The organism is Thermus sp. KWY1, assembly GCF_057547025.1.
The window spans coordinates 1-24,876 of the sequence record NZ_BAAJPG010000047.1 but is presented as its reverse complement, the minus strand read 5'-3'; the positions used below and the strand labels follow the sequence as shown (position 1 = coordinate 24,876).

Here is a 24,876-nt window from a genome sequence, read left to right as displayed (position 1 = left end):
GGTAGTAGCCGTTCTTGCGTCCCCCGTGCTGGCGCAAGAAGGCTTCCCGGTCGGCGTCCAGGAGAATCTGCAAGACCTCGGTCACCGTCTGCCTCACCGCTTCCCTTAGCATCACCTGCAAGGTATCCTGGTCCACGGGGTACCTCCTTCCTAATCCTGGTACCCCCCTTTTATACACAAACCCCTACACATAATTCCTTACACGACCCGGGGTGGCCGTCCTTATGAAAAGCCCCTGGGCTTTATACCCCTTGCGCATCCTCCTGGGGGCCTCCCTCTTTCTGGCCTTCCTTTACCCCTTCACCCTGACCCTCGAGGCCCAGGGACACCTATGGGAGGAAGGGGGGGTTCTTTATGGGCTATTCCTGGCCCTGGGGCTTGGGGCCTTCGGGAAGGAAAGCCTGGCCCCTTGGGCTGCTTTCTTGGCTGCCGCTGGCCTTAGAGCCCTTCTGGTGGCCGTGGGCCAGTGGCAGGGGCTTGGCCTTTAGGGGGAAACCCCCTGGGGAATCAAGGAGGTGCACCATGAAAGGCATGAGGAAACTGGCTTGGTTCGGGCTTCTTTTGGTCCTTCCGGTCTTGGCGCAGGCGACCACCACCACCTTCTCCGCCCTCACGGTGCGGGAGGTGGGGAACTTCCTCGCCACCCTGCCCGCCGACTTCCACGGCATCCAGCCCGCCGCCGCCAAGCAGATGATGGACACCCTGGATGTCTTCATCCTGGACGTGCGGGAGCCTGCGGAGTTCAAGGATGGCCGGATCCCCGGAGCCGTCAACATCCCCATCCGCGACCTGCCCAAGCGCCTTGGGGATATCCCCAAGGGCAAGCCCATCATCATCTACTGCGGCATCGGGCACCGGGGCGCCATGGCCCTCGTTTTCCTCCGCGGCCAGGGGTACAACGTGAAGAGCATCCTGGGAGGCTATAAGGCCTGGACCGGGGCCAACCTGCCGGTGGAGAAGTAAACGGTGGCCAAAAGACCGGGGAGGGGCCTTGCCCCTCCCCCTTTGGTCCTTATTCCCGGTCAAAATAGGTGAGCTTGGGGTACTTGTTGGCCCGCACCTCGTCCAGCCGCCGCACCGGGGTGGTGTAGGGAGCTCCCTCCAGCCACTCCCTGGGCTTTTGCAAAAGCTCCCCCAGGGCCTCAGCGAAGGCCTCGAGGGTCTCCTTGCTCTCCGTTTCCGTGGGCTCGATCATCAGGGCTTCCTTGACGATCAAGGGGAAGTAGACGGTGGGGGGATGGAAGCCCATCTCCAAAAGCCCCTTGGCCAGGTCCAGGGTGCGGAAGCCCTGGGGGGGCTGGGCCACGAACTCGTGCATGCAAGGGCCGTCGTAGGGCACCTTGTACCCCTTCTCCTTGAGGAGTTCCTTGAGGTAACGGGCGTTGAGAACGGAAAGGGCAGCAGCCTTCTTGAGGCCCTTTAGCCCCAGGGTGCGGATGTAGGCCCAGGCCCGCACCAAGGCCAGGAAATTCCCGTAAAAGCTCCGCACCCGGCCGATGCTCTTGGGAAGGTCAAAGTTCAGGTAGAAGCCCTCCTCGCCCCTCTCCACCGTGGGCACGGGGAGGTAGGGAGCCAGGTGGGCCTTCACCCCCACGGGCCCCGAGCCCGGCCCACCCCCCCCGTGGGGCACGGTGAAGGTCTTGTGCAGGTTCAGGTGGACCACGTCGAAGCCCATGTCCCCCGGCCGGGCCCAGCCCATGATGGCGTTCAGGTTGGCCCCGTCGTAGTAAAGCTGCACCCCGGCCTCCTTGCTGATGCGGGAGATCTCCAGGATGCGCCGCTCAAAAAGGCCCAGGGTGTTGGGGTTGGTGAGCATGATGGCGGCCACGTGGGGACCAAGCTCCCGCTTCAGTGCCTCGAGGTCCACCTCCCCATCCGGCCCCGAGGGTACCTCCTTCACCTGGTACCCCGCCATGCTGGCGGTGGCGGGGTTGGAGCCGTGGGCAGAATCCGGCACCAGAACCACTCGCCTCTCTTTCCCCTCCCCCCGGTCCTCGTGGTAGGCGCGGATGATGAGGATCCCGGTAAGCTCCCCGTGGGCTCCGGCGGCGGGCTCAAGGGTGATGGCGTCCATGCCCGTGAGGGCCTTCAAGTACTCCGAAAGCTGCCACATGAGCTCCAGGGCCCCCTGGACGGTCCTGGGATCCTGGTAGGGGTGCAGGTCGGCGAAAAGCCGCACCGCCTCCTCGTGCAGCTTGGGGTTGTACTTCATGGTGCAGCTACCCAGAGGGTAGAAGGTGGTGTCCACCCCCACCTGGCGGCGGGAAAGCCCCGTGTAATGGCGCACCAGGGTGAGCTCGTCCACCTCGGGAAGCCGGGGTGGGGCCTTGCGCAAAAACTTCTCCGGGATGTAGCGGGTGGCCTCAGGCGTCTCCTCCACCAGCCTCAAGCCCCGCCTTCCCGGGCGGCTTCGCTCAAAGATCAAGGGATAGCTCATGCCAACACCTCCCGCATGGCCGCTTGTAGGGCCAAAAGGTCCTCCTCCCGGTGCAGCTCCGTGGCGGCGAAGAGGGCGAGGTTCTCCCCGTACTCCTTCGGCACCGGGGTGGCGGCGTGGAAGCCCCTTGCCGCCAGGGCCTCCCGCACCGCCTGGGGTTCCTTGGGAAGCCTCAGAACAAACTCGTTGAAGAAGGGCTTTGGGGTGAAGGGCTCCACCCCCGGGATCTCCAAAAGAAGCTCCCAGAGGCGGTGGGCCATGGCCACGCTTTGCAGGGCCACCTCCTTAAGCCCCAAGGGCCCCAAGGCCGCCAGGTACATGGCCCCCATGAGGGCGGTGAGCTGGGCGTTGGTGGTGATGTTGCTCTTGGCCTTGGCCCGGCGGATGTACTGCTCCCGGGCCTGGAGGGTGAGGATGTAGCCCCGCTTTCCCTCGGCGTCCACGGTTTCCGAGACCAACCGCCCGGGCATCTGGCGCACGAAGGCCTTCCGGGTGGCCAGGTACCCGAAGTGGGGCCCACCAAAGCCCATGGGCAGGCCCAGGGTCTGGCCATCCCCCACGGCGATATCCGCCCCGTAGGCCCCCGGGGGCTCCAGAACCCCCAGGGAAAGGGGATCGGCCACCGCCACGAAAAGCGCTCCCACCCCATGGGCCCTCTCCGCCAAGGGGGCGAGATCCTCCAGGGCCCCCAGGTAGTTGGGGTTTTGCGCCACCACCGCCCCCGTGCCCTCGGGCACCTCCCCCAAGGGGGTGCGGCCCCCCTCCAGGGGCAGGGGGATGAGCTCCGCCCCCACCGCTTCCAAATAGCTCCTGAGCACCTCCCGGTACTCCGGGTGCACTCCCTGGGAAACCAGGACCCGCATCCTTCCCGTTTCCCTCAAGGCCAGAAGGACCCCCTCCGCCAGGGCAGTGGCCCCGTCGTACATGGAGGCGTTGGCCACCTCGAGGCCCGCAAGCTCCGCCACCATGGTCTGGTACTCAAAGGTGGCCTGCAAAACCCCCTGGCTCACCTCCGGCTGGTAGGGGGTGTAGGCGGTCAAAAACTCCCCCCGGCTCGCCAGGGCTTGGACCACGGGCGGGGTGTGGTGGCTACGAACCCCACCCCCCAAAAAGGCCTTAAAGGCCGGTTGGTTTTTCCCTGCAAGCCGCTTGAGCTCCTCCAGCACCGCCCACTCCGGCAAGGGCTCGGGCAGGGAAATCTCGGGGTTTAAAACCTCCTTTGGCAGGTGCCGGTAGAGGTCCTCGAGGCTTCCGGCCCCCACCCGTTCCAGCATGGCCTGGATCTCTTCCTCGGTATGGGGCGTGTAGTCCATAGGATCATCCTTAAACACAACCCCCGGGCCATTTGACCCGGGGCCACAGAAGGGCTCTGCCGCCCGGCTAAGGACATCCGGGCACCCCAAAGCCCCGAGCTCGCCATACCGGCCGCCTTACCCTTCGCTCTCCAAGACCTCCTGGTAGCCAGCGGCATCCAGCAGGTCATCCAGGTGCCCCATGTCCAAGGGACGGATGCGGAAGATCCAGCCCTCCCCGTAGGGGTCCTGGTTGATGAGCTCCGGGGTCTTCTCCAAAGCGGTGTTCACCTCCACCACCTCACCCGATACCGGGGCGTAGATGTCGGAGGCGGTCTTCACGCTCTCCACCACGGCCACCGCCTCGCCCTTCTCCACCTTGCGCCCCACCTCGGGTAACTCCACGTACACCACGTCCCCGAGCGCATCCTGGGCGTAGTCGGTGATGCCCACCAAAACCGTGTCCCCTTCGGGCAGGGCCCACTCGTGGGTCTTGGTGTAAAAGCGGTCCTTGGGTATGTCCATAGCGCCTCCTAACCCCCGCTATTTTAGCGGTACAAAGGGCAATGGGCTAAGGGAAGCCCCCGCCTTGCGCCCCCGAACCTCCACAAAGAAGGGCTCCTGCGCCTCCTTCTCCACGTAGGCCAGGGCGATGCCCTTTTCCAAGAGGGGAGAATAACCCCCGCTGGTCACCCGGCCCACCGCCCGGTCGCCGGAGTATACCCTATACCCCTCCCGGGGAATCCCCGCCTCCAGCACCAGGCCGATGAGTTTCTCAGCGCACGGCGTGGCCAGCATCGCCTCCTTGCCGTGGAAATCCTTCTCCTTCTTCACCACCCAGGCCCAGGGGGTGCACAGGGGGTTGGTGTCGTCGGTAAGCTCGTGGCCGTAAAGGGGAAACCCCGCCTCCAGCCTCAGGGTGTCCCGGGCTCCCAGGCCCGCCGGGGTCGCCCCCGCCCCCAAAAGAGCTTCAAAGACCGCCTCGGCATCCTCGGGAGCCAGAAAGAGCTCAAAGCCATCCTCCCCCGTGTACCCGGTGCGGGCCAGGCGGGCGGGCCGGCCCGCCACCCGGGCGCTGAACACGTCGTTCTTTTTCCTTTGGGAAAGGTCGGCGTCGGTCAAGCCCTGGAGGAGGGAAGCCGCCTTGGGACCCTGCAGGGCCAGGAGGGCGGTTTCCTCGGAGAGGTCGGTGAGCTCCACGGCAAAGCCCCGGGAGAGCTCCTTCAGGTGGGCGAAGTCCTTGGCGATGTTGGCGGCGTTCACCACCATGAGGTACTCCTCCTCGGCGAGCCGGTACAGGTAGATGTCGTCCACCACCCCCCCTCGGGCGTTGGGAAGCATGGAGTACTGGGCCCGACCCACTTTTAGCTTGGCGGCATCGTTGGCCGTGGCCCACTGGAGGAAGGCCAGGGCCTCAGGGCCCTGGATGAGGAACTCCCCCATATGGCTCACGTCGAAAAGCCCAGCCCCCCGGCGCACCGCCAGGTGCTCCTCCACGATGGAGGTGTACTGCAGGGGCAAAGCGTAGCCGGCAAACTCCACCATGCGCCCCCCGTGGCGCAGGTGGGCTTGGTAAAGCGGGGTCTTCTTCATGGCAAGCCCCATCCTACTAAAAGAACTCCCTTCTCAAGGCCTCGGCGGAGTTGTCCTCCAGGACCTCCTCCCGCTTGGTGGCCCAGGCGGGGAAGGGAAAGCGCACGAGAAGGGGCACGGGGATCTCCGGCTGGTGCAGGATCACCATCCCCTGGGGCAGGATCAGAGCCCGCTGGCGGAAGGAGGTGGGAAGGTAGCGGTACTCGGGCCGCTCGGCCTCGGCGGCATCCAGCCTTCCCACCACCCGGATGGCGGCGTTGCCCACCACCCTTCGCTCCACCTCGCTGGCGGTCTGCTGGGCCCCGATGAGGATCACCCCTAAGGAGCGGCCCCGTTCGGCGATGTCCAGGAGCACGTCCTTGATGGGGCTTTCCTCGTCCCGGGGAGCGTACTTGTTGAGCTCGTCCAGCACCACGAAAACCCGGCCCCGGTACTGGCCCCGCTCCTTTTTGGCGAAGAGGTCGGAAAGAAGGCTCCCCACCACGAACATCTGGCCCTGGGGGGAGAGTTTGGCCAGGTCCACCACGTGGACCTGTTCCCCTCCTTCCAGGGGGTCCGGGGGATTGCCCTTGCGGTCTCCCCGAACCAGGTGGCCCACGTTCTCCACGCTTGAACGGAGGCGCCGGACAAAGGCCTCGAGGGTCCCCCGGGCCTGGCGGGCGACCCAGGTCCGGTCCCCCTCCCCTTCCCCCGTTTCGGGGCCCAAAAGCTTGTACTCCAGGTAGCGCACCAGGTCGGCGAAACTTGTCAACCGCACCCTGCCCAGGTCGTCAAAGGTGATGTCCTCGGGAAGCTCCCCTCCGGGCCAGTCCGCCACCAGGAGGTGGGGCCCCTTCTGCCCCTCCGCAAGCCGCCTTAGCTTCTCCGTCACGTGGGCCACCAGGAAGCCCAGGTTGGTGAGGGCCCCCTTGTCGGTGAAGAGGAAGGGGAGAAGCCCCTTCTGGGCAAACTGCACCAGGTCCCAATGGTACGCCTTCACCCCCTCCAGGCGGGTTTCCACATCGGGGAGAATCCCCTCCTCTCCCTTCTTGGGCGGGGCCAGGAAGCGCACGCTCCCAAAGGGGGTGGGGGGAAGGCCCAGGCGGCGGTACTCCTCCTTGGCCTCCTCGGAAAGCCTTAGGTTCGGCTTGTCCAGGAAGAGGAGGTCCTCCCCCTTCACGTTGAAGAGGAGCACCCGGGCCTGGTGGGCCTCCTCGAGGACCCCGCTTTCCAAAAGGCTTTTCAGGAGGAAGGTGGCGTAGCTGGTCTTGGCCGCCACCCCGCTGATGCCCGAGATGTTCACGTGCCCCCCCTTCACCCCGTTCAGGAACTCCAGGTTCAGGTAGGCCACCTCCCCGCTCTTTAAAAACCCCGCAGGAAGCTTGGTGCTTCCCCTTTGGTTTTTCATGGCATCGTAGTAAAGGGCAAGCTCCAGGTCCTCCCCCCGGGCCAGGTACACAGCGGAGCCGGGATCGGGGGGGAAAAACTCCTCGGGCACGATGCGGGTCACGCTCACATGGGCCACGTAGGCCAGGCTCACGGGGATCTTCCCCTGTACCGCCAAGAAGACATCGGTGTCAAAGCTTTCCCCCTCGTGGGCCTTGGCCACCAGGTCCACCATGCCGAAGTAGCGCACCTTGCCCACCTTGGGGTGAAACCCCTCCACCACCACCAGGTCGTCCAGGCGCAGAAGGCCCTCCCCCTCCACCCCCACCCAGAACTCCAGGGGGGTGGCCTCCCGCCTGCCCAACACCACCCCGATGCGCTCCATCAACCACCTCCCAGATCGGCCGACAGGCTATCCTGGTGCCGGGCAAGGATGCGGGCCACCACCTCGCGGCTCCCCATCCTGCGGGCCAGCTCCCGCTCAAGCCCGCCAACGGGCAGAAGGTTCTGCGGGGCCCTGGGGTCCTTCACCGGGTGGGAGGCTAGGGCGGGAAAGAGGCTTAAGGATAGGTCCGCCAGGGCGCCGAAATCCCCCTGCAGCGGGGTTTCCACCCGCAGAAGCCCGCTTTCCGGCGGGCGCACCCCCTCCGGGGGCAGGGGCAGGCGCAGGTACCAGCTGGCCAGTTCCTGCCCCTTCCGGCGCACCCTAAACATGGGGGTGCGCTCCCCGGGCTTCAGGGTGGAGAGGAGGGCTTCCCTGTCCTCGGGGAGGTAACGGGCCCAGTGGGTCTTGATGTACCCCAAAACCGGGCCCTGCCGCCTTAAGCGCACGGGACCGTCCACCACGAGAAGGCCTCCCGTGAGGGCTCCGGCCAGCTTCTCCTCCAAGAGGGTCCTGGCCTTCCGCAAACCCTCCTGAAGGGCCGTGAGGACGTCCCCCGGGCTTGGAGGGCCCTCGAGGGGCAGGGGTTCGTACACCAGCTCCCCCAGGCGCAAGGCCTCCTCCAACCCCACCCCCACCCGGCGCACCCTGGTTTCCAGCAGGCGCATATTCCCTTGCTGATAAACCACGGCGCCGGCGGCCACGCACCCCAAGAGGGCAAGCCTCCTCCCGTCGGAAAGCACCGCCTCCCCCCGCTCCCGGCCGTCCACGAAGTAAAGGGGCTCGGGCCAGGGCACCGGACCAGCCCTTCTGGCCTCCCATGGCTCCTCCAGGGGCTGGAAGCTGGCAGGGTAGCCCTCCTCAGCGCCTTCCGGGGCCCCAGGAAGAACTTCCCCTGCCGGGCCCTCGAGGCGGGAAAGATCCAGGGCGTAAAGCCGCCAGGCCATGCCCTTAGATTACCGGGGCCGGGCGGTAGGGGAGGTACTTGGGCTCCCAGAAGCGGCTACGCACGAACTCCATAAGCCCCTTGAAGGAAAGGCCCTTCACCCGTTCCTCCTCCGCCACGCCCTCCTCGAGGGCCTTCTGCATCACCCGGGCCGCCACGTAAGGGGAAACCTCCCTCAGCCGGGAAACCGGGGGGTAAAGGAACTCGGGGAAGTGGCCTTGCGTGTAGTCGTAAAGGGCGTAGGCCGCCTCCAGCACCATCCCGTCCGTCACCTCCCGGGCCCGGGCCAGCACCGCCCCCAGGCCGAGGCCCGGGAAGATGAAGGCGTTGTTCCCCTGGCCGATGGGGATGGTCCGCCCCATGTAGCCCACCGGGGGAAAGGGGCTACCCGCCGCCACCAGGGCCCTTCCCTCGGTCCAGTAGATGAGGTCATCGGGAAGGGCCTCGGAGGCCGAGGTGGGGTTGGAAAGGGGGAAGATCACCGGGCGGGGGGTGTTTTCCATCATGGCCCGCGCCACCGGCTCGGTAAAGCTTCCCCCCTGGCCGGAAAGCCCAAGAAGCACGGTGGCCCGGGCGTTGCGGATGGTTTCCAAGAGGTTGGGGCAGGAACCCGCAAACTCCCACCCGGCGATGCGCTCCCGCCGTTGCGCGTAGGGTTGCTTGTAAGCCTCCATGCTCCGGCCTTCCACCAGGAGGCCCTTGGAATCCAGCACCAGCACCCGGGCCCGGGCCTCCTCCTCGGAAAGGCCTTCCCGCTTCATCCCCTCCCGCAAGGCCCAGGCCACCCCGATGCCCCCGGCGCCCGCCCCATAGATCACGATCACCTGGTCGGAAAGCTTCTCCCCCTTCAGACGGCAGGCGGAGAGCACCCCCGCCAAAGCCACCGCCCCTGTGCCCTGGATGTCGTCGTTGAAGGAGGGCACCACCTTGCGGTAGCGCTCCAGCACATTAAAAGCCGCCTCCTTGGCAAAGTCCTCCCACTGGATCAGGGCCTTGGGGTAGCGCCTGCGCACCGCTTCCACGAACCGGTCCAGGAAGCGGTAGTACTCCTCGCCCCTCAGGCGCTTGTGCCGCACGCCCAGGTACAGGGGATCCGTGAGGAGGTCCTCCCGGTCCGTGCCCACGTCCAGCTCCACGGGAAGGGTCTTGTCGGGTCCCACACCCCCTGCGGCGGTGTAAATGGTTAGCTTCCCGATGGAGATGGCCATGCCCCCATACCCCTGGTCCCCGATCCCCAGGATGGCGGAGGAATCCGTGGCCACGATGAGGCGGACCTCCTCCAGGGGAACATTGGCCAGGGCCTCCTCGAGGCGGTCGATGTTTTTGGTGCTGGCGGTGAAGCCCCGGGGATACCGGTAAATGTGGGAAAACTCCCGCACCGCCTCCCCCACCGTGGGGGTGTAGAGGATGGGCAGCATCTCCTCCAGGTGATCCACCAAAAGGGCGTAAAAGAGCACCTCGTTGCGGTCCTGGAGGTGGCGTAGGTAGATGTGTTTCTCCAAAGGGCTCTGGATAAGGCGGTAGCGGCGGTAGACCCTCTCCTTCTGCTCCTCGAGGGTGTTCACATGGGGGGGAAGAAGGCCCTCGAGGCCCAGGGCTCTCCGCTCCTCCTCGGTGAAGGCCGTGCCCTTGTTGAGGAGGGGAAGCCTCAGCAGAAGGAAACCGGAAACGTAGGGCTCCAGGTAGCGCTCGCCTCGCTCGTCCCGCTTGACATCGTAATAGCGACTAACCGGCATAGCCCTATTCTTCCACTCCCCAGGCCGTAAGGCTAGGGTAGGAACGTCCTGGTCGGGCCAAGTCCACGAGGATAGGACGGGCACATGGCTCTCGGCGACAGAAAACCCTCAAGGGGTTTGCCAGAGGCCAAGGATGGAAACTCACTCACAGCCGGAAAACCTTGGGCGGAAGCAGGGCTTTAAGCACCATCCCCCCGGGCACGGGGTTCCCCTCCAGCCAGGCCACACCTCCCTTCTTCAAGGGGAAGCGGGCCCCCAGGGGCTCCCGGGCCGAGGCCCCCATGAAGTCCCCCAGGAGAAGCCAAGCCAGGAGGGTGGAAAGGTAAGGTTCATGTCCCACCAGGGCCACCCGGCCCTGATGGGGTATCTCGGCCAGGAGGGCTTCCGAAGGAGGAGCCGCCAGGAGGGGAGTTACCCGGGTTTCCCCCTCCAGGAGGTCCGCCAGGAGCTCGGCGGTTTCCAGGGCCCGTCGCTTGGGACTGGTGAGGATCCGATCCAGCTTGACCCCAAGCCCCCTAAGGCCCCGCACCACCTTGCGGAACCGCCGCACCCCCCGGGGTGCCAAGGGACGAAGGTGGTCCGCCTCCTCCCCCTCTCCCTCGGGAGGCAGGGCCAGGGCATGCCGTACCAGGAGGAGCTCCATTGGGACATTATCTTCCCCACACCACCTCGAGGGGAAGCCCGAAGGCCTCCTGGAAAAGCCCCCCTTGCTTCTCCGCCTCCAGGCGCTCCACCCACGGGTCCTCCTCCGCCTCCAGGGTCAGGCGCACCCTCTCTCCCAGCTCCACCCGCACCCCCTTCACCCGGCCGGAACGGGTGCGCTCCAGCATCTCCGCCAGGCGAAGCAGGGCAGCCAGGCGCCAAAGCCTCTTGCCATCCCCCCGGGCCATGAGGTTGCGGTAGCCTCCCAAAGAAGGCTCTCCGCGCCGGTGGTAGCGCACCAGGAGGGCCAGGAGAACCTGCTCCCGGTGGGATGTTCCCAAGAGGGGCTCGGAGAGGACCAGGTAGGCCCCGTGCTTGTGGTGCTCGTGGTAGCCCAGGTGCATGCCGATGTCGTGAAGGTGGGCGGCCTCCAGGAGAAGGCGCTCCTCCTCCGGGCCGTAGCCGTGCAGGGGGGAAAGGCCACGGTACAGGGCCAAAGCTAAGGCCTTCACCCGCTCCCGGTGGTCCGCCCGAAAGGGATAGCGGCGGAAGAGGTTCTCCACGGCAAAGGCCCGGGGGTCGGGGAGAAGGTGGGGCGAGGGCAGGAGGTGCTGAAAAAGGGCACCCTCCCGGATCCCCATCCCGCTCAGCCAGAGGCCTGGGGCCCGGGTATGGCGCAGGAGGGTGCGAAGCAGCACCAAGGTGGCGGGAAGGGTCCGGGCCCGGTCCTGCTGGAGGCCAGGAAGCTCCGAGCGGGCCTTCAAGCTCAAGCTCAGCACGTCCTCGTAAAGCTCCTCCACTCCCTCCCGGGGCAGGTAGTAGCCGTGCACGAAATCCAGGGGATAGCCCCGCCGTTTCTGGTGCAGGCGGGCCACCGCCCGGACATTTCCCCCCAGGCCCACCACGGGCACGCCGGGCTCCAGGGGCAGGGCCTCGAGGTGGGCCATCACCGCCTGGACCAGGGCCCTCACCTCGGCCCTGGCGGGCGGGTCGGAAGCCAAAAACCCCTCCGTGAGGCGCAAAGCCCCCAAGGGAAGGGCCCTGCCCCACAGGAACCGACGCCCCTGCATGCGGGAAACCTGAGCGCTCCCCCCACCCTGGTCCACCACCAAGGCCTCCTCTAGGGGCAGGGCGTTGGCCACCGCCAACACCCCAAGCCGGGCCTCCTCCTCCCCGGAAAGGAGCTTGGGGGAAAGCCCCAGGGCCAGGGCCTCCTCCAGGATCTCCCGGCCGTTTTCGCTGTCCCGGATGGCGCTGGTGGCCAGGATGCGCACCTCGTCCGGGGCCACCGCCCTGAGAAAGTCGGCAAAGGCCCTCAGGGCCTTCTTTCCCCGCTCCAGAGCCTGGGGGTTAATCCGCCCCCGGCTAAGGCCCTCCCCCAAAGCCACGGGCTCCCGCAACTCGTCCGCCAGGTGAAAGGAAAGGCCAGGCTCGTATTCGTACACCACCAGGCGGAAGGTACCCGAGCCCAGGTCCATGATGGCCAGGGAACGGGGCTTGACCTTGTTCTGACTTTCGCCGGGCGTAATCTTTAACAAATGCACCTCCTACCCGAGGCCAGCTGGCTACAGTTTAACCGCCGGGTCCTCCTGCAAACGGAGCGGCCCGATTTCCCTCTTCTGGAGAGGATGCGTTTTCTGGCCATCTGGAACCGAAACCTGGACGAGTTCTTTGCTGCCCGCATCGCCAAGCCCTTCTGGGAAAAGCGGGGGAGCCCAGCCCACCGGGCCTTGCTGGAGGAAGCCTACGCCCAGGCCAGGCTGGCCTGCCAGCGCTATCAGGCTTTGCTAAGGGAGGCCCGTCCCCGCCTCGAGGTCCTGGAGCCCCAGGATCTGGACGAGGAGGACTGGCTTTACTTCCGGGTTTACCTGGCGGAGGTGGTGGCCCCCCGCACCGACCTCATCCCCTGGGAGGCTGCCTCCGACCTTTCCCACGGAGCCCTCTACTTCGCCTCGGAGGACTACCTGGTGCGCCTGCCCCAGGACCTTCCCCGCCTGCTCCCCGTCCCCGGGCGGGACGGAACCTACGTGCGCCTGGGAGCCCTAATGCGGGCCCGAAGCGACCTCTTCCTGCCGGAGCCTTCTCCCCTTTACGAGCTCAGGGTGCTTCGGCTTCTGGAAAGCGAGCGGGCCCGGGCGGACTGGGACGAGCTGGCCCAGTCCCTGGAGGGGCGTCAGGAGGGGATGGCCACCTTGCTGGTGGTTGAGGAGGGTTTCCCCGAGGCCTGGCTGGAAGCGCTCCGGGGAACCCTGGAACTTACCCCGGAGGAGGTCTTCCTCCTGCCCCCACCCCTGAACCTCACCCTGGTGGAAAGGCTGGTGGCCGAGGGCCCTAGGGAATGGCTCTTCCCGCCCCTGAAGCCCGAGCGGCCCCGGGGCTTCCTGAAAAAGCCCCTGGCCCACCTGGAGCGCAAGGACCTCCTCCTCTACCACCCCTTTGCCGACTACGCCGCCGTGGAGCGCTTCGCCCAGGAGGCCCTCTCCCCTGAGGTGGCCGAGGTCTGGGCCACCCTCTACCGCATCGGGGAGGAGAACCCCCTGGCCGAGGCCCTCATCCAGGCGGCGCGGGCCGGAAAAAAGGTGCACGTGCTCCTGGAGGGTCGGGCCCGCTTCGACGAGCTTTTGAACCTCCACTGGTACCTGCGCTTCCTCCGGGCCGGGGTGGAGGTGCTCCCCCTACCCGAGCGCAAGGTGCACGCCAAGGCCCTTCTCCTCCTCACCCACCAGGGAAAGGGATACGTCCACCTGGGCACCGGCAACTACAACCCGCAAAACGGGCGCCTTTACACCGACTTTTCCCTTTTCACGGGGCGCCTCGAGGTGGTGCGGGAGGTGCACAGCTTCTTCCAGGCCATGCGGGCCAGCCTTCCCGGGGAAGGGCTGGGCGGGCTGGCCGCAAAGCAGGCCTCGGAGGTAGTAAGCCCAGGCGAAACCGGCCTCGAGGCTTCTTTGGCCCTCTCCCTCCTCAGGACCGGGGAGGCCATCCGCAACCTCCTGGTGGAGGAAATCGCCAAGAAGGCCCACCCCAAGGGCCGGATAATCCTGAAGTTCAACCACCTCACGGATCCTGCGGTCCTCCAGGCCCTGGTCCAGGCCGCCGAGGCAGGGGCCCGGGTAGACCTCCTGGTGCGGAGCACCCTCACCCTCCTCCACCCCGCCTTCCGGGCCAAAAGCCTGGTGGGGCGCTTCCTGGAACACGCCCGGGTGGCCGCCTTCCGGGCCGGAGGAACCTGGAGGGTTTACCTCACCAGCGCGGATGCCATGCCCCGGAACTTCCAAAGCCGCTTTGAACTCCTCTTCCCCGTCCTGGATAAGGAAGCCAAAAAGCAGGTCCTCCGGGTGCTCAAGCGCCAGATCCGGGATAATCGGAATAGCTTCCTTCTTACCCCTAAAGGTGAGGAACCCCTTTGGGGAGGCAACCAGGATGCGCATCGTTGGTAGGGCGTTTGTGGGTGAGGTGTTGGGGACGTTGCTTCTCGTCCTCCTCACCGTGGGAAGCGCCGCCAATGCGGTCCTACAGCCCCGGCTTTCCCCGGGGGCCTACGGCTACGACTCCCTGGCCCTGGGCTCGGGCCTGGCGGTGCTGGTGGGGGTGCTGGCCAGCCGCTCCCTTTCGGGGGCCCATCTCAACCCCGCGGTCACCCTGGCCCTGGCTGCGGGTCGCCTTTTCCCCTGGCGTTTCGTGCCCCTCTACCTGGTGGCCCAGTTCCTGGGCGGATTCCTGGGTGCTCTCGGAGCCTTTGTCGCCTACCGGGAAGGCCTTCTGGCCCAGGGGATGCCCAACGTGTTCAGCACGGGACCCGGCTTTTTGCGCACGGAACCGGAAGCCCTCTACGCCTGGACTGGCCCGGCGGTGGCGGAAACCCTGGGCACCTTCGCCCTCATGAGCGTGATCCTGGCGGCGGGCAAGGACGGGCGCATGGTGACCCTCTGGCTGGCCCTCACCGTGGCAGCCGTGGGGTACGGCCTGGGAGGACCTGGAGGCTTCGCCTTGAATCCCGCCCGGGACTTTGCCCCCAGGTTTCTGGCCTGGATCCTTGGGGTAGAGGGCGCAGCCAGCCCCTACCTCTTGGTCCCCGCCCTCTTCCCCATCCTGGGAGCCCTGGGGGCGGTGGCCATGTACCGGGCGCTGGATAGGTAGAAAGCATCTTCCCCCCTCGCTACCGAGGGGGGAAGTTTTGTGTTCTCTTCGTGGTGGGCGGCGTAGGACTTGAACCTACGACCTCTCGCGTGTGAGGCGAGCGCTCTTCCGCTGAGCTAGCCGCCCCCAGGCCTTTTGCAGGGTAGCATGGGCCAAGGAGACCTGTCAAGCAAAGGCCCTGACCCTCCTCTGACAAGGCTCGGGCTAGACTAAGGTCGTGGCCACGGTCCTTGTGGTGGAGGACGAGCCAGCGGTGCGGCTTGGGGTGCGGCTGGCCCTGGAAAAAGCCGGGCACAGGGTGCTGGAGGCCGCCACCTCCCAGGAAGCCTGGCCAAGGTTGCGGGAAGCGGAAGCCGTGGTCCTGGACTGGATGCTCCCCGACGAACCCGGCACCCGGCTCCTGGAGCGTATGCGTCAAGGAGCCTACCCCGAGCTTCCCGTCCTCATGCTCACCGCCCGGGCCGAGGTCCGGGATCGGGTGGAGGGGCTTTCCCGCGGGGCCGACGACTACCTGGTAAAACCCTTCGCCACCGAGGAACTTTTGGCCCGCCTCGAGGCCCTCCTGCGCCGTGCGGGCAGGCGGAAGGTGCTCCGGCGCGGACCCCTTCTCCTGGACCTGGAGCGCAAGGAGGCCAACCTGGACGGCAGGCCCCTACCCTTAACCCGGCGGGAGTTTGAACTGCTGGCCTTCCTGGCCCAGCGCCCGGGCCGGGTCTACTCCCGGGAGGAGCTTCTGGAAGCGGTCTGGGGCCAGGACTACCTGGGCACCCCGAGGACGGTGGACCAGCACGTGCTCCAGCTCCGGGAAAAGCTGGGCGAAGACCCCAAGGCCCCCCGCTTTCTGGAAACCGTGCGGGGCATGGGGTACCGTTTCAAGGTGGCCCCGCAAGAAGCGAACCACGGTCCCAGCCAGACCAAGGGGGAAGGGTGAACGAACTTCTGGCCGAGGCCTGGGAGAAAGCCCTGGAGGGCCTGGTCCTTCACCGGAACAGGCAGGTCCTCTACCTGAACCCCAAGGCAGAGGAGCTTTTGGAGGTGAGCCGGGAAAAGGTGGTGGGCCGCCCCCTCCTCCTCGCCCTCCGGGACCACCGCCTCGAGGCCCTGGCCCTCCACGGGGGCGAGCGCACCCTCGAGGTGCGAAGCCGCACCCTGAGGGTGAGGGCCCTTCCCGGCAGGCTCTACCTCCTGGACGAAACGGAGCTAAACCGGCGCCTGGAGGCCCTGGAGGAAGCCACCCAGGCCCTGGCCCACGAGCTCCGCACCCCCCTGGCGGGGATGGGACCCCTCCTCGAGGCCCTCACCCCCAGGACCCCCCAGGAGAAGGAGGTGCTGGACCTCCTCAAGGGGGAGGTGGCCCGCCTATCCCGCTTGGTGCGGGACCTCTCCCTCACCCAACCGGGCCCCAAGCGCACCTTCCCCCTGGAGGAGCTCTGGCCCCGCCTGGAGAGGCTTCTTAGGGAGAAAATCCAGGAAAGGCAGGTGGAGGTCCACCTGCCCCACACCGCCCACACCGACCCCGAGGCCCTCTTCCAGATCCTCCTTAACCTCCTGGATAACGCCCTCAAGTACGGCCAAGATCCCATCCGCCTCCTCTCCCGGGAAGAGGGGGGGCGCCTTTTGCTGGAGGTGCGGGACCAAGGACCGGAACTTCCGGATTACGAACTCCTCTTCCTGCCCCGCCACCGAGGATTCCAGGGAGGAGCCGGGCAGGGCCTGGGCCTCTACCTGGTGCGCCGGATCGCCCAGGGCCTGGGTGGGGAGGCCTACGCCCGGAGGGACGGGGCCGAAAACGTTTTTGGCGTGGCTCTTCCTCTAAACTGAGGCAAGGAGGTAGCATGCGCGAGGTACTGGACAAAGCCCTAAACGAACTGGTGGGGGAAACCCTGAGGATGCTCTCCCTGGTCCGGGAGATGACCCAAAAGGCCACGGAGGCCCTGGTGGAGGGGAACCGGGCCAAGGCGGAAGAGGTCATAGCCAAGGACCAGGAGGTGGATGCCCTGGAGCTTAAGATCGAGAACCAGGCCGTAGCCGTCATCGCCCGGCACCAGCCCGTGGCCTCGGACCTTCGGCTCATCTTCACCATCATCAAGGCCCTCACCGACCTGGAACGGGCCGGGGACTACGCCATGCACGTGGCCGAGGACGCCCTCCTTTTGGCGCAGGAACCCCCCCTTAAGCGCTACGTCACCCTCCCCGAGATGGGCAAGAGGCTTCTGGAGATGATGGACACCCTGGGCAAGGCGGTGGCCGAGCGGGACCCCGGGCTTGCCCGCAAGGTGGTGGAGATGGACGACCAGGTGGATGGCCTCTACGAGGAGGTGACCCGGGAGCTCATCACCTACATGCTGGAAGACCCCCGCACCATCACCAAGGCCCTCACCCTCATGCGGGTGGCCCGCAGCTATGAGCGCCTGGGGGACCACCTGGAAAACGTGGGGGAAAGGGTGATCTACTGGCTTACCGGCGAGGTCTACAAGACCCCTGAGGACGTCTACTAAGAGGGGCCGTGGCGCGCGAGAAGCCCGGGTTAACCCCCGAGGAGCGGGCGGCCCTCACCGAGGCCGAGGTCCTGCGCACCATTGAGGCCTTCCCGGAACCCGACCGCACCCTGGCCCTGAGGCTCCACACCCTTATCCAACACTGGGCCCCGGAGCTTTCCCCAAGGTTGTGGTACGGCATGCCTGCCTACGCCTGGAAGGGCAAGGTCCTCTGCTTCTTCCAGCCCGCCCACAAGTTCAAGACCCGCTACGCCACCCTGGGCTTCACCGATCTTGCCCAGCTGGACGAGGGTACCTTCTGGCCCGTGGCCTTTGCCGTGAAGGCCCTGGGCCAGGAAGAGGAGGAAAAAGTTCGGCAACTCCTGCGCAAGGCCCTGGGAGAGGGCCTCGAGGAAGCCTAGTCAGCCTCCACCTCCTCCACCGCCTGGCGGCGGCCCGCCTTCCACTCCAACCCCGCCCAGATGAAGTCCAGGAGGTCCCCGTCCAGGACGTTCTGGGGGTCAAAGCGCATGAGGCCCGTGCGGTGGTCCTTCACGTACTGCTTGTCCAGGACGTAGCTACGGATCTGGCTTCCCCACTCGATGGGCCGCACCTCGCCCCGGAGCTTCCTGAGTTCCTCCTGCTTCTTCTTCCACTCCAGCTCGTAAAGCCGGGAGCGGAGGACCTTCATGGCCAGCTCCTTGTTCTTGATCTGGCTCCGGGTGGTCTGGCAGGTGACGGTGATGCCCGTGGGCAGGTGCACGATGCGCACGGCGCTATCGGTGGTGTTCACCCCCTGGCCCCCGTGCCCCTGGGAGCGGAACACGTCGATGCGCAGGTCCTCGGGCCGGATGACCACCTCCACGGCGTCGTCCACCTCGGGCATCACCTCCACCCCGGCGAAGGAGGTGTGGCGGCGCCCCGAGGCGTCAAAGGGGGAGGGACGGACCAGGCGGTGAACCCCCGCCTCGGGGGCGAGGAGGCCATAGGCGTTCTCCCCCCGGACGATGATCTGGGCGTAGTCGATGCCCGCCTCCGCCCCGGGGGTCACGTCTACCACCTCCACCTGGAACCCCTGGCGCTCGGCGAAACGGGTGTACATCCGCAAAAGCATCTCCGCCCAGTCGCAGGCCTCCGTGCCCCCAGCCCCGGGCTGGATGGTGAGGATGGCGTTCTTCTCCGCATGGGGGAAGGAAAGAAGCGTCTCGTGGTAAAGGCTTTCCAGCTTCTTGGCCGCCTCCAGAAGCTCAGGCCTAAGGGCCTCCCGCTCCTCTGCGGGAAACTCCTGCCACAGCTCCAGGAGGCCCTCGAGGTCGCTCTCCAGGGAGCGGAAGGTATCCACCGTGCGCCGCAGGCGGGCGGCCTCCTGGCTTATCCGCCTAGCCTCCTCCGGGTTCTGCCAGAGGGCCGGGTCTTCCAGGCGTTTCTCCAGCTCCTTTAAACGGGCTTCCTTACCGGGGATGTCAAAGATACCCCCGGAGGCTTTCCAAGCGGGTGGCAAGAAGGTCCAGGTCCATACCCTTCCCAGTATACAGGCCTCAACTGGGGAGTACAAGAACCCTTTACATCCTAGCACTCATATTTTATGCTAATCACGGAGGTGGGCTATGGCACCCAACGGGTTGGCGAGAGAAGTGTACATGCCCTTCCCCCAGGGCCATGCCCAACGCCTTCCCGGGCTAAGGCACCCCCCAACCCTCCCCTCCCCATCCCCGGACCTCCGCACCCTCATGCGAACCCTGGCCCAGGAATACCGGGAGTTCGTGGGGAAAGGGGATGAGGAGGAAGCCTGGACCCTTCTCGCCGCCAAGCTCGGGGGAGACCGGGCGGTGGCCCGGGAGGTGTGGGACGCCCTCCACCGGGCGGGCCTGGGCGGCAAGGGATATAGCCCCGAGGAACACCGGAACCAACTTTTCCTCCGCTTCCTCGAGGCCCTGCGCCTTTTCCCCTAGGGCCTGTTCCCTTGACCCACTCAAAGCTGTTCCTATCCCGCTAAACCCCTAGGCCACTCAGTCGGCGGCCAGTGGGGCCAAGGGAACCTCGGCCAGGTTCACCCTGGCCCCTAAGGCCTTCAGGCGCTCCTCCAGGTGCTCATACCCCCGTTCGAGAAAGTAGACCCCTTCGATCTCGGAAACCCCCTCGGCGCTCAGGGCGGCCACCACCAGCCCGCCCCCGGCGCGTATATCCAGGGCCTTCACCTGGGCCCCGTGCAACCGCTTCCCGTTCACCAGGAGGGTGCGGTCCCGAAGGTAAAGCTCGGCCCCCATCCGGGCCAGCTCCCCCACATGGGTGAAGCGGTCCGGGTAAACCCGGTCGGTGATGGCGCTCTGCCCGGGAACCGTGGCCAGATAGGCGGTAACGATGGGTTGAAGATCCGTGGGGAAGCCGGGGTACTCCCGGGCCTCCACGAAGAAGGGCTTGGGATCCGGTACGGCCCAGAACCGCACCCAGTCCTTCCCCACCTCCACCCGGTGCCCGGACTGCTGAAGCTTATCCAAAAGGGCATCCAGGTGGTCGGGGCGCACCTCCCTTAGGGTGATGGACCCCCGGGTGGCCGCCGCCGCCAGGAGGTAGGTGCCGGCCTCTATGCGATCGGGGATGATGCGGTAAGTACCCCCGCCAAGCTGCCTGGCACCCCGGATGTGCAGGATGGGGCTACCCAGGCCGTGGACCTCCGCCCCCAGCATCCGCAAGAAATGGCCCAGGTCCTCCACCTCCGGTTCCATGGCCGCCTGCACCACGGTGGCCTCGCCCCCAAGGGCCACCGCCAGCATGGCCTGCTCGGTTCCGCCCACCGTGGGCAGGTCGAAGACCACCCTCCCCGCCAGGGGACGGGTCCTTCGGGCGTAGAAGGTGTTCTCCTCCTCCACCACCTCGGCCCCCAGGGCCCGCAAGGCCTTCACGTGCTGGTCTACGGGCCTGGCCCCAAAGGCGCACCCCCCCGGCAGGGAGATCCGCCCCTCCCCCACCCGGGCAAGAAGGGCCCCCCAGACGATGAAGCTGGCTCGCATCTGCCCCACCAGCTCATAGGGGGCGTGGGTGTTCCGGATCTCCGGGGTGTGCAGGTGGAGGGTGCGTCCTTCCCACTGGTAACGGGTGCCCAGGTGGGAAAGAAGCTCCAGCATCACCTCCACGTCCCTCAGCCTGGGCACCTCCAAGAGGGTGATGGGCTCGGGGGTGAGAAGGCTTGCCGCCAGGATGGGCAAGGCGGCGTTTTTAGCCGGATAAATGCGCAACTCGCCGGAAAGGGGCTGGCCTCCCTCAATCCGCAAGATCCTGCTGCCCCGCCGCGAGTCCTTGAGCATCATACACACCTTACTCAAAGTGAGGATAAAAGGGACCATCCACATTGTCAAGAGCATGCGCTCTTTGCTACACTCTTCCAAGGGAAGGTATGCCCAAGAAGGAGAAGAAGCGGCTGCAGGTGGTCATCTCCGAGGAACAGGACGCCCTCCTCACCCGGGCGGCCTACGCCCTTTCCAGCCCCGAAAGGCTGGTTTCCAAGTCGGAGGTGGTGCGCCTGGCCATCGCCAAGATCGTGCAGGAGCTGGAAGGCAACAAGGAGGAGCTGGCCGAACTCCTGAAGCAGCTGGAGCCCGAGGAATAAAATGACGGGCATGGTCCTGGGCGGGCGGTACCGCCTCGAGGCCTCCTTGGGTTCCGGGGGCATGGCTGAGGTGTGGCGGGCGGTGGACGAGCGCCTGGGCCGCAAGGTGGCGGTGAAGCTCCTCCACCCCCGGGCCCTGCCCCCCGAGAGGGAGCGGTTTCTCCTGGAGGTGCGGGCCCTCTCCCGCCTCTTCCATCCGGGCATCGTCCAGGTGCTGGACCTGGGGGAGGTGGAGGGGCGCCCCTACTTCGTGATGGAGCTGGTGGAGGGGGGTACCTTTGACCGCCTCGGCCCCTTTGAGGAGGGCCCGGAAGGGGAAAGGATCCTCGAGGCGGCCATCCAGGTGATGGAAGCCCTGGCCCACCTCCACGCCCAGGGCATCCTTCACCGGGACCTCACCCCCAAAAACATCCTCCTCACCAAGGAGGGGCATCCCAAGGTCATGGACTTTGGCCTGGCCTACCTCTTGCAGGAAAGCCGCCACCTGACCCGCACCGGGTACACCCTGGGCACCCCCACCTACATGGCCCCGGAACAGGCCAAGGGCCTGCCCCTTACCCCCCGGGCTGACCTCTACAGCCTGGGAGCGGTCCTCTACCGCACCCTCACCGGAAAACCCCCCTTCGAGGGGGAAAACGATCAGGCGATCCTCTTCCAGCACGTCTACGAGCCCCCTAAGCCTCCCCAGGCTTTGAACCCCACCATCCCTTCCGGGGTGGCGGAGGCGGTGCTTTCCCTTTTGGCCAAGCATCCCGAGGAAAGACCCTCCCACCCCAGCCTCTTCAAGAGCCCCCTGCAGGAGTTCCAGGCCCTTCGCCTTGCCACCCCCCGAGCCGGGTCCAGCCGCTCGGGCCACTACCCCCTGGCCCCTGACCCCCGCAGGCTTTCCCTGAAGGGGAAGGTGGACCTGGGAGGGGAGGCCGCCTGGCCCGGGGAGATGGTCCACGCCCACGGCCGGGTCTACCTGGGGGCGGGGCGGGGCCTGGTGGAGGTGGACCTCCTCTCGGGAACGGTACGCCGGGAAAACCTTCCCGAGGAGGTCACCGCTCCCCCGGTGGTGCGGGGTGGGGTATACGTGGCCGCCTGGGACGGCCGGGTGCGCCGCTTCAAGGCCCAGGCCCTGGAGTGGAGCGCCGACACGGGGGCAGAGATCACCGCCGCTCCCCTGGTCTTGGGGGAGCGGGTCTTCGTGGCCAGCCGGGACGGAAGCCTCTATGCCTTTGAGCGGGACCGCCTCCTCTACCGTTTCCAGGCGGGAGGCCACCTCTCCGCCAGCCCCACCTTCCACCGGGGCCTCCTTTTCCTGGCCTCGGAGGACGGGTTCCTCTACGCCCTGGACCCGGACACGGGCGCCTTGCGCTACAAGGTGAAAACCAGCCCCGTGCACGCCCCCGTGGCCGCCTACCGGGGGGTGCTCTTCATCCCCACCTGGGAGGGGGAGGTCTACGCCTTTGACCCCTTGAGCCGGGAAACCCTCTGGAACACCGCCGTGGAGGGCGAGATCTGGGGCGGGCTGGCCCTGGACGAGGAACGGGTCTATGTGGCCGCCTGGGACGGGGTCTTAAGGGCCCTGGACCAGGCCACGGGGGAGGAGGTGTGGAGCCTCGAGGTGGGCAAGGTGACGGCAGGCCTTTCCTACGCTGCCGGGCACGTGTACGTGGCCACGGAGGAGGGGCGTTTCCTGGCGGTGGACCAAAGGGGCCAGGTGGTCTTTGAAGCCACGGGCCTGGGAGCGGTGCAGGTACCGCCTCTGCCCCTGGCCCAGGAGATCCTGGTGGCCAACCTGGCGGGGAAGCTCTTCCGCTTTGGCGTAGGATAGGGGCATGGAAGCGGTGAGCACGGATAAAGCTCCCCAGGCCATCGGCCCCTACTCCCAGGCGGTGCGGGCCGGGGGGCTGGTCTTTGTTTCCGGTCAGATTCCCCTGAAGCCCGACGGTATCCTGGTGGAGGGGGATATCCGCGCCCAGACGGAGCAGGTCATGGAGAACCTGCAGGCCATCCTGGAGGCCGCAGGCTCCAGCCTTTCCCGGGTGGTTCAAACCACTTGCTTCCTATCGGACATGGAGGACTTTCCCATTTTTAACGAGGTCTACGCCCGCTATTTCTCGCCCCCCTACCCGGCCCGGGCCACGGTGGCGGTGAAGGCCTTGCCCAGAGGGGTCCGGGTGGAGGTGGCCTGCATCGCCCTGGCGGATTAAGGCACGAGGGCAAAAAAGCGTAAAATATCGGCATGACGGTCCAGGAAAGCCAAGCGGAAGAACTTCTCCACCGCTTTCGCCAAGGGGATGTACGGGCCCTGGCCCGGGCCCTCACCCTGGTGGAATCGGGACACCCTGTGGGGCAGGAGCTCCTTAAGCGCCTGCGGGGACAGGCCCGGGCCAAGGTGGTGGGCATCACGGGAAGCCCGGGAGCCGGCAAGAGCACCCTCACCGACCGCTTGATCCTGGAGGCCAGGAAGCGGGGGGAGCGGGTAGGGGTCTTGGCGGTGGACCCCTCCAGCCCCTTCACCGGGGGGGCCATCCTCGGGGACCGGATCCGCATGATGCGCCACCACCAGGACCCGGGGGTCTACATCCGCTCCCTGGCCTCGAGGGGAGCCCTGGGGGGCCTGGCGGGGGCCACGGTGGCCGCCTTGGCCCTTCTGGAGGCCTTCGGCTTTGACCGCATCTTCGTGGAAACCGTGGGGGTGGGGCAAAGCGAGGTGGACATCGCCCGGGTGGCGGACACCACCCTTCTCGTCCTCACCCCAGCGGCGGGGGATGCGGTGCAGGCCTTCAAGGCCGGGGTCATGGAGATCGCCGACCTCTTCGCCGTGAACAAGTTTGACCTACCCGGCGGGGAGAGGATCATCCAGGAGCTGAAAAGCGCCCTGGAGCTGGCCCCTCCCCGGCCCGGGGGATGGCACCCTCCCATCTACCCCACGGTGGCGGCCACGGGGGAAGGGGTGGAGGCCCTCTTTGAGGGGCTGGAGGCCCATTACCAGCACCTCGTAGCCCACGGGCTCCTCGAGGCCCACCGCCTGGAACGGGCCCGTTTTGAGGTGGAAAGCGTCATCCAGGAGTGGGGGCGGAAGAGGACCCAGGGCGCAGGCGACCTGGTAGCCCGGGTGGCCCGGGGGGAGCTTTCCCCGGAGGAAGCCGCTTTGGCCCTTCTGGACCCCAAGGCCCACCCCTAGGCCCCAGGCTCCGGGGAGGAATCCTGCCGGCAGGGACGCCAGCGGGCCAAGGCCTTTAAGAGCATTTCCCGCTCGTTGGGATAGGAAAGGCGCTCCAGGGCCTCCGAGGCAGGCAGGAAGAAGGCCTCCTCCACCTCGGTGAGCTGGGGCCTGGGTTCGCCCCCGCGATAGGCCATGAGAAAGTAGTGCACCTCCTTGCTCACCGTGACCGGTTCTCCTCCGTTCCGCACGGTGAAGTAGTAGCGCACCTTGCCCAGGGGGGAAACCACCGCCGCCTCTACCCCGGTTTCCTCCCGCACCTCCCGCACCGCCGTCTCCGGGTAACGCTCCCCGGGCTCCACCTGCCCCTTGGGAAGGGTCACCACCCGTCCTCCCTTCAGGGACACCACCAATACCTCGGGAACCCTTCCCCGAAGGACCACGCCCCCGGCGGACACCACCCGCCTCCTGGCCACCCGGACCTGACGCTTCCTCCGCACGCTGTTCCGCCTCCTGGCAACAAAAAAGGGCGCCCGAAGGCGCCCCCAAAGGACCTCAAAAAGGGGAGAGCAGAGGCTTCATGCTCCTTAGAAAGGAGGTGATCCAGCCGCACCTTCCGGTACAGCTACCTTGTTACGACTTCGCCCCAGTCACGAGCCCTACCCTCGGCGCCTGCCCTAAGGCTCCCGGCGACTTCGGGTAGAACCCGCTCCCATGGCGTGACGGGCGGTGTGTACAAGGCCCGGGAACGTATTCACCGCGGCATGGCTGATCCGCGATTACTAGCGATTCCGGCTTCATGGGGTCGGGTTGCAGACCCCAATCCGAACTACGCCCACCTTTTTGCGATTCGCTCCCCATCGCTGGGTCGCCTCGCTCTGTAGTGGGCATTGTAGCACGTGTGTCGCCCAGGCCGTAAGGGCCATGATGACCAGACGTCGTCCCCGCCTTCCTCCTGCTTTCGCAGGCAGTCCCCTTAGAGTGCCCGGCCTATCCCGCTGGCAACTAAGGGCAGGGGTTGCGCTCGTTGCGGGACTTAACCCAACATCTCACGACACGAGCTGACGACGGCCATGCAGCACCTGTGCTAGGGCTCCCTCGCGGG

Annotated in this window: 25 protein-coding genes, 1 tRNA gene and 1 rRNA gene; 13 read left to right on the top strand and 14 right to left on the bottom strand. The window is 66.6% G+C overall.

Annotated features, from left to right (window positions below; genetic code table 11):
• Positions 1-224 precede the first annotated feature (224 nt).
• Positions 225-488, top strand: coding sequence for a hypothetical protein (locus AC27GT_RS12670; protein ID WP_487224257.1), 264 nt, complete (start codon positions 225-227; stop codon positions 486-488).
• Between the two features lie 43 nt (positions 489-531).
• Entirely contained in the window at positions 532-963 is a 432-nt protein-coding gene (locus AC27GT_RS12665) for a rhodanese-like domain-containing protein (RefSeq protein ID WP_487224256.1), read from the top strand.
• A 49-nt stretch (positions 964-1,012) separates the two neighbouring features.
• Here the strand turns inward: AC27GT_RS12665 and gcvPB are convergent, their stop codons facing one another.
• The 9 genes from gcvPB to AC27GT_RS12620 all read right to left on the bottom strand — a co-directional run bounded on the left by gcvPB (position 1,013) and on the right by AC27GT_RS12620 (position 11,931).
• The gene (gene gcvPB, locus AC27GT_RS12660; RefSeq protein WP_015716599.1) at positions 1,013-2,437 is read right to left on the bottom strand and encodes an aminomethyl-transferring glycine dehydrogenase subunit GcvPB; all 1,425 of its coding nucleotides are present in this window, start codon (positions 2,435-2,437) and stop codon (positions 1,013-1,015) included.
• A complete protein-coding gene (gene gcvPA / locus AC27GT_RS12655) occupies positions 2,434-3,750 on the bottom strand; it encodes an aminomethyl-transferring glycine dehydrogenase subunit GcvPA (protein WP_487224255.1) in 1,317 nt (438 codons plus the stop codon). Before gcvPA ends, gcvPB begins: the two co-directional genes overlap by 4 nt.
• 117 nt (positions 3,751-3,867) lie before the next feature.
• Positions 3,868-4,254, bottom strand: a complete 387-nt coding sequence (gcvH, locus tag AC27GT_RS12650) for a glycine cleavage system protein GcvH (RefSeq protein WP_015716597.1) — start codon at positions 4,252-4,254, stop codon at positions 3,868-3,870.
• 18 nt (positions 4,255-4,272) lie between these two features.
• Positions 4,273-5,322 carry a glycine cleavage system aminomethyltransferase GcvT gene (gene gcvT, locus AC27GT_RS12645; protein WP_487224254.1) on the bottom strand — a complete coding sequence of 350 codons (1,050 nt, stop codon included), beginning with the start codon at positions 5,320-5,322 and terminating at the stop codon, positions 4,273-4,275.
• A gap of 16 nt (positions 5,323-5,338) precedes the next feature.
• The gene (locus AC27GT_RS12640; protein ID WP_487224253.1) at positions 5,339-7,072 is read right to left on the bottom strand and encodes an ATP-binding protein; all 1,734 of its coding nucleotides are present in this window, start codon (positions 7,070-7,072) and stop codon (positions 5,339-5,341) included.
• Entirely contained in the window at positions 7,072-8,016 is a 945-nt protein-coding gene (locus AC27GT_RS12635; protein WP_054391880.1) for a DNA double-strand break repair nuclease NurA, read from the bottom strand. Before AC27GT_RS12635 ends, AC27GT_RS12640 begins: the two co-directional genes overlap by 1 nt.
• A gap of 4 nt (positions 8,017-8,020) precedes the next feature.
• On the bottom strand, positions 8,021-9,751 hold the full coding sequence (locus AC27GT_RS12630) for an NAD-dependent malic enzyme (RefSeq protein ID WP_487224252.1): 1,731 nt from the start codon (positions 9,749-9,751) through the stop codon (positions 8,021-8,023).
• A 145-nt stretch (positions 9,752-9,896) separates the two neighbouring features.
• Positions 9,897-10,394 carry a SixA phosphatase family protein gene (locus tag AC27GT_RS12625; protein ID WP_487224251.1) on the bottom strand — a complete coding sequence of 166 codons (498 nt, stop codon included), beginning with the start codon at positions 10,392-10,394 and terminating at the stop codon, positions 9,897-9,899.
• A gap of 7 nt (positions 10,395-10,401) precedes the next feature.
• Positions 10,402-11,931, bottom strand: coding sequence for a Ppx/GppA phosphatase family protein (locus AC27GT_RS12620; protein ID WP_487224250.1), 1,530 nt, complete (start codon positions 11,929-11,931; stop codon positions 10,402-10,404).
• On the opposite strand from AC27GT_RS12620, the gene AC27GT_RS12615 reads away from it, so the two are divergent.
• Both AC27GT_RS12615 and AC27GT_RS12610 read left to right on the top strand, forming a co-directional pair.
• Positions 11,932-13,833: a polyphosphate kinase gene (locus tag AC27GT_RS12615; RefSeq protein ID WP_038068459.1), complete on the top strand. Its 1,902-nt coding sequence runs from the start codon at positions 11,932-11,934 to the stop codon at positions 13,831-13,833.
• The gene (locus AC27GT_RS12610; protein WP_038068456.1) at positions 13,817-14,533 is read left to right on the top strand and encodes an MIP/aquaporin family protein; all 717 of its coding nucleotides are present in this window, start codon (positions 13,817-13,819) and stop codon (positions 14,531-14,533) included. The genes AC27GT_RS12615 and AC27GT_RS12610 overlap by 17 nt, the downstream gene beginning before the upstream one ends.
• A gap of 51 nt (positions 14,534-14,584) precedes the next feature.
• Here the strand turns inward: AC27GT_RS12610 and AC27GT_RS12605 are convergent.
• A tRNA-Val gene (locus AC27GT_RS12605) sits at positions 14,585-14,659 on the bottom strand.
• A gap of 91 nt (positions 14,660-14,750) precedes the next feature.
• Between AC27GT_RS12605 and AC27GT_RS12600 the strand changes: the two genes are divergently transcribed.
• Genes AC27GT_RS12600 through AC27GT_RS12585 form a run of 4 tightly spaced genes read left to right on the top strand, consistent with a single transcriptional unit; the run spans position 14,751 to position 17,432 of the window.
• On the top strand, positions 14,751-15,464 hold the full coding sequence (locus AC27GT_RS12600) for a response regulator transcription factor (RefSeq protein WP_015716572.1): 714 nt from the start codon (positions 14,751-14,753) through the stop codon (positions 15,462-15,464).
• Positions 15,461-16,354, top strand: coding sequence for a sensor histidine kinase (locus AC27GT_RS12595; RefSeq protein ID WP_015716571.1), 894 nt, complete (start codon positions 15,461-15,463; stop codon positions 16,352-16,354). The genes AC27GT_RS12600 and AC27GT_RS12595 overlap by 4 nt, the downstream gene beginning before the upstream one ends.
• Before the next feature lie 14 nt (positions 16,355-16,368).
• On the top strand, positions 16,369-17,031 hold the full coding sequence (gene phoU / locus AC27GT_RS12590; RefSeq protein WP_015716570.1) for a phosphate signaling complex protein PhoU: 663 nt from the start codon (positions 16,369-16,371) through the stop codon (positions 17,029-17,031).
• Positions 17,032-17,039: 8 nt separating this feature from the next.
• Positions 17,040-17,432, top strand: a complete 393-nt coding sequence (locus AC27GT_RS12585) for an iron chaperone (RefSeq protein ID WP_015716569.1) — start codon at positions 17,040-17,042, stop codon at positions 17,430-17,432.
• On the opposite strand, the gene prfB is transcribed toward AC27GT_RS12585, so the two are convergent.
• A protein-coding gene (prfB, locus tag AC27GT_RS12580; protein ID WP_151165816.1) for a peptide chain release factor 2 occupies positions 17,429-18,527 on the bottom strand; the annotation gives its coding sequence in 2 pieces (ribosomal slippage) (positions 17,429-18,475 and positions 18,477-18,527; 1,098 coding nt in all). The genes AC27GT_RS12585 and prfB overlap by 4 nt on opposite strands.
• 90 nt (positions 18,528-18,617) lie before the next feature.
• Between prfB and AC27GT_RS12575 the strand changes: the two genes are divergently transcribed.
• Positions 18,618-18,962, top strand: coding sequence for a hypothetical protein (locus tag AC27GT_RS12575; protein ID WP_487224249.1), 345 nt, complete (start codon positions 18,618-18,620; stop codon positions 18,960-18,962).
• A 57-nt stretch (positions 18,963-19,019) separates the two neighbouring features.
• Here the strand turns inward: AC27GT_RS12575 and murA are convergent, their stop codons facing one another.
• Positions 19,020-20,318, bottom strand: coding sequence for a UDP-N-acetylglucosamine 1-carboxyvinyltransferase (gene murA, locus AC27GT_RS12570; RefSeq protein ID WP_487224248.1), 1,299 nt, complete (start codon positions 20,316-20,318; stop codon positions 19,020-19,022).
• A gap of 86 nt (positions 20,319-20,404) precedes the next feature.
• On the opposite strand from murA, the gene AC27GT_RS12565 reads away from it, so the two are divergent.
• The 4 genes from AC27GT_RS12565 to meaB are packed head-to-tail and all read left to right on the top strand — an operon-like array spanning position 20,405 to position 23,792.
• Positions 20,405-20,617 carry a hypothetical protein gene (locus AC27GT_RS12565; RefSeq protein ID WP_015716565.1) on the top strand — a complete coding sequence of 71 codons (213 nt, stop codon included), beginning with the start codon at positions 20,405-20,407 and terminating at the stop codon, positions 20,615-20,617.
• A gap of 1 nt (position 20,618) precedes the next feature.
• On the top strand, positions 20,619-22,436 hold the full coding sequence (locus tag AC27GT_RS12560; RefSeq protein WP_487224247.1) for a protein kinase domain-containing protein: 1,818 nt from the start codon (positions 20,619-20,621) through the stop codon (positions 22,434-22,436).
• Positions 22,437-22,440: 4 nt separating this feature from the next.
• Complete coding sequence (locus tag AC27GT_RS12555) at positions 22,441-22,815, top strand: RidA family protein (RefSeq protein ID WP_054392104.1); 375 nt, start codon at positions 22,441-22,443, stop codon at positions 22,813-22,815.
• Between the two features lie 32 nt (positions 22,816-22,847).
• A complete protein-coding gene (gene meaB, locus AC27GT_RS12550) occupies positions 22,848-23,792 on the top strand; it encodes a methylmalonyl Co-A mutase-associated GTPase MeaB (RefSeq protein WP_015716562.1) in 945 nt (314 codons plus the stop codon).
• Here the strand turns inward: meaB and AC27GT_RS12545 are convergent.
• Together AC27GT_RS12545 and AC27GT_RS12540 are read right to left on the bottom strand one after the other, a co-directional pair.
• Positions 23,789-24,271, bottom strand: coding sequence for an NUDIX hydrolase (locus AC27GT_RS12545; protein WP_054392101.1), 483 nt, complete (start codon positions 24,269-24,271; stop codon positions 23,789-23,791). The genes meaB and AC27GT_RS12545 overlap by 4 nt on opposite strands.
• 91 nt (positions 24,272-24,362) lie before the next feature.
• Positions 24,363-24,876, bottom strand: a 16S ribosomal RNA gene (locus AC27GT_RS12540); the annotation flags it as partial.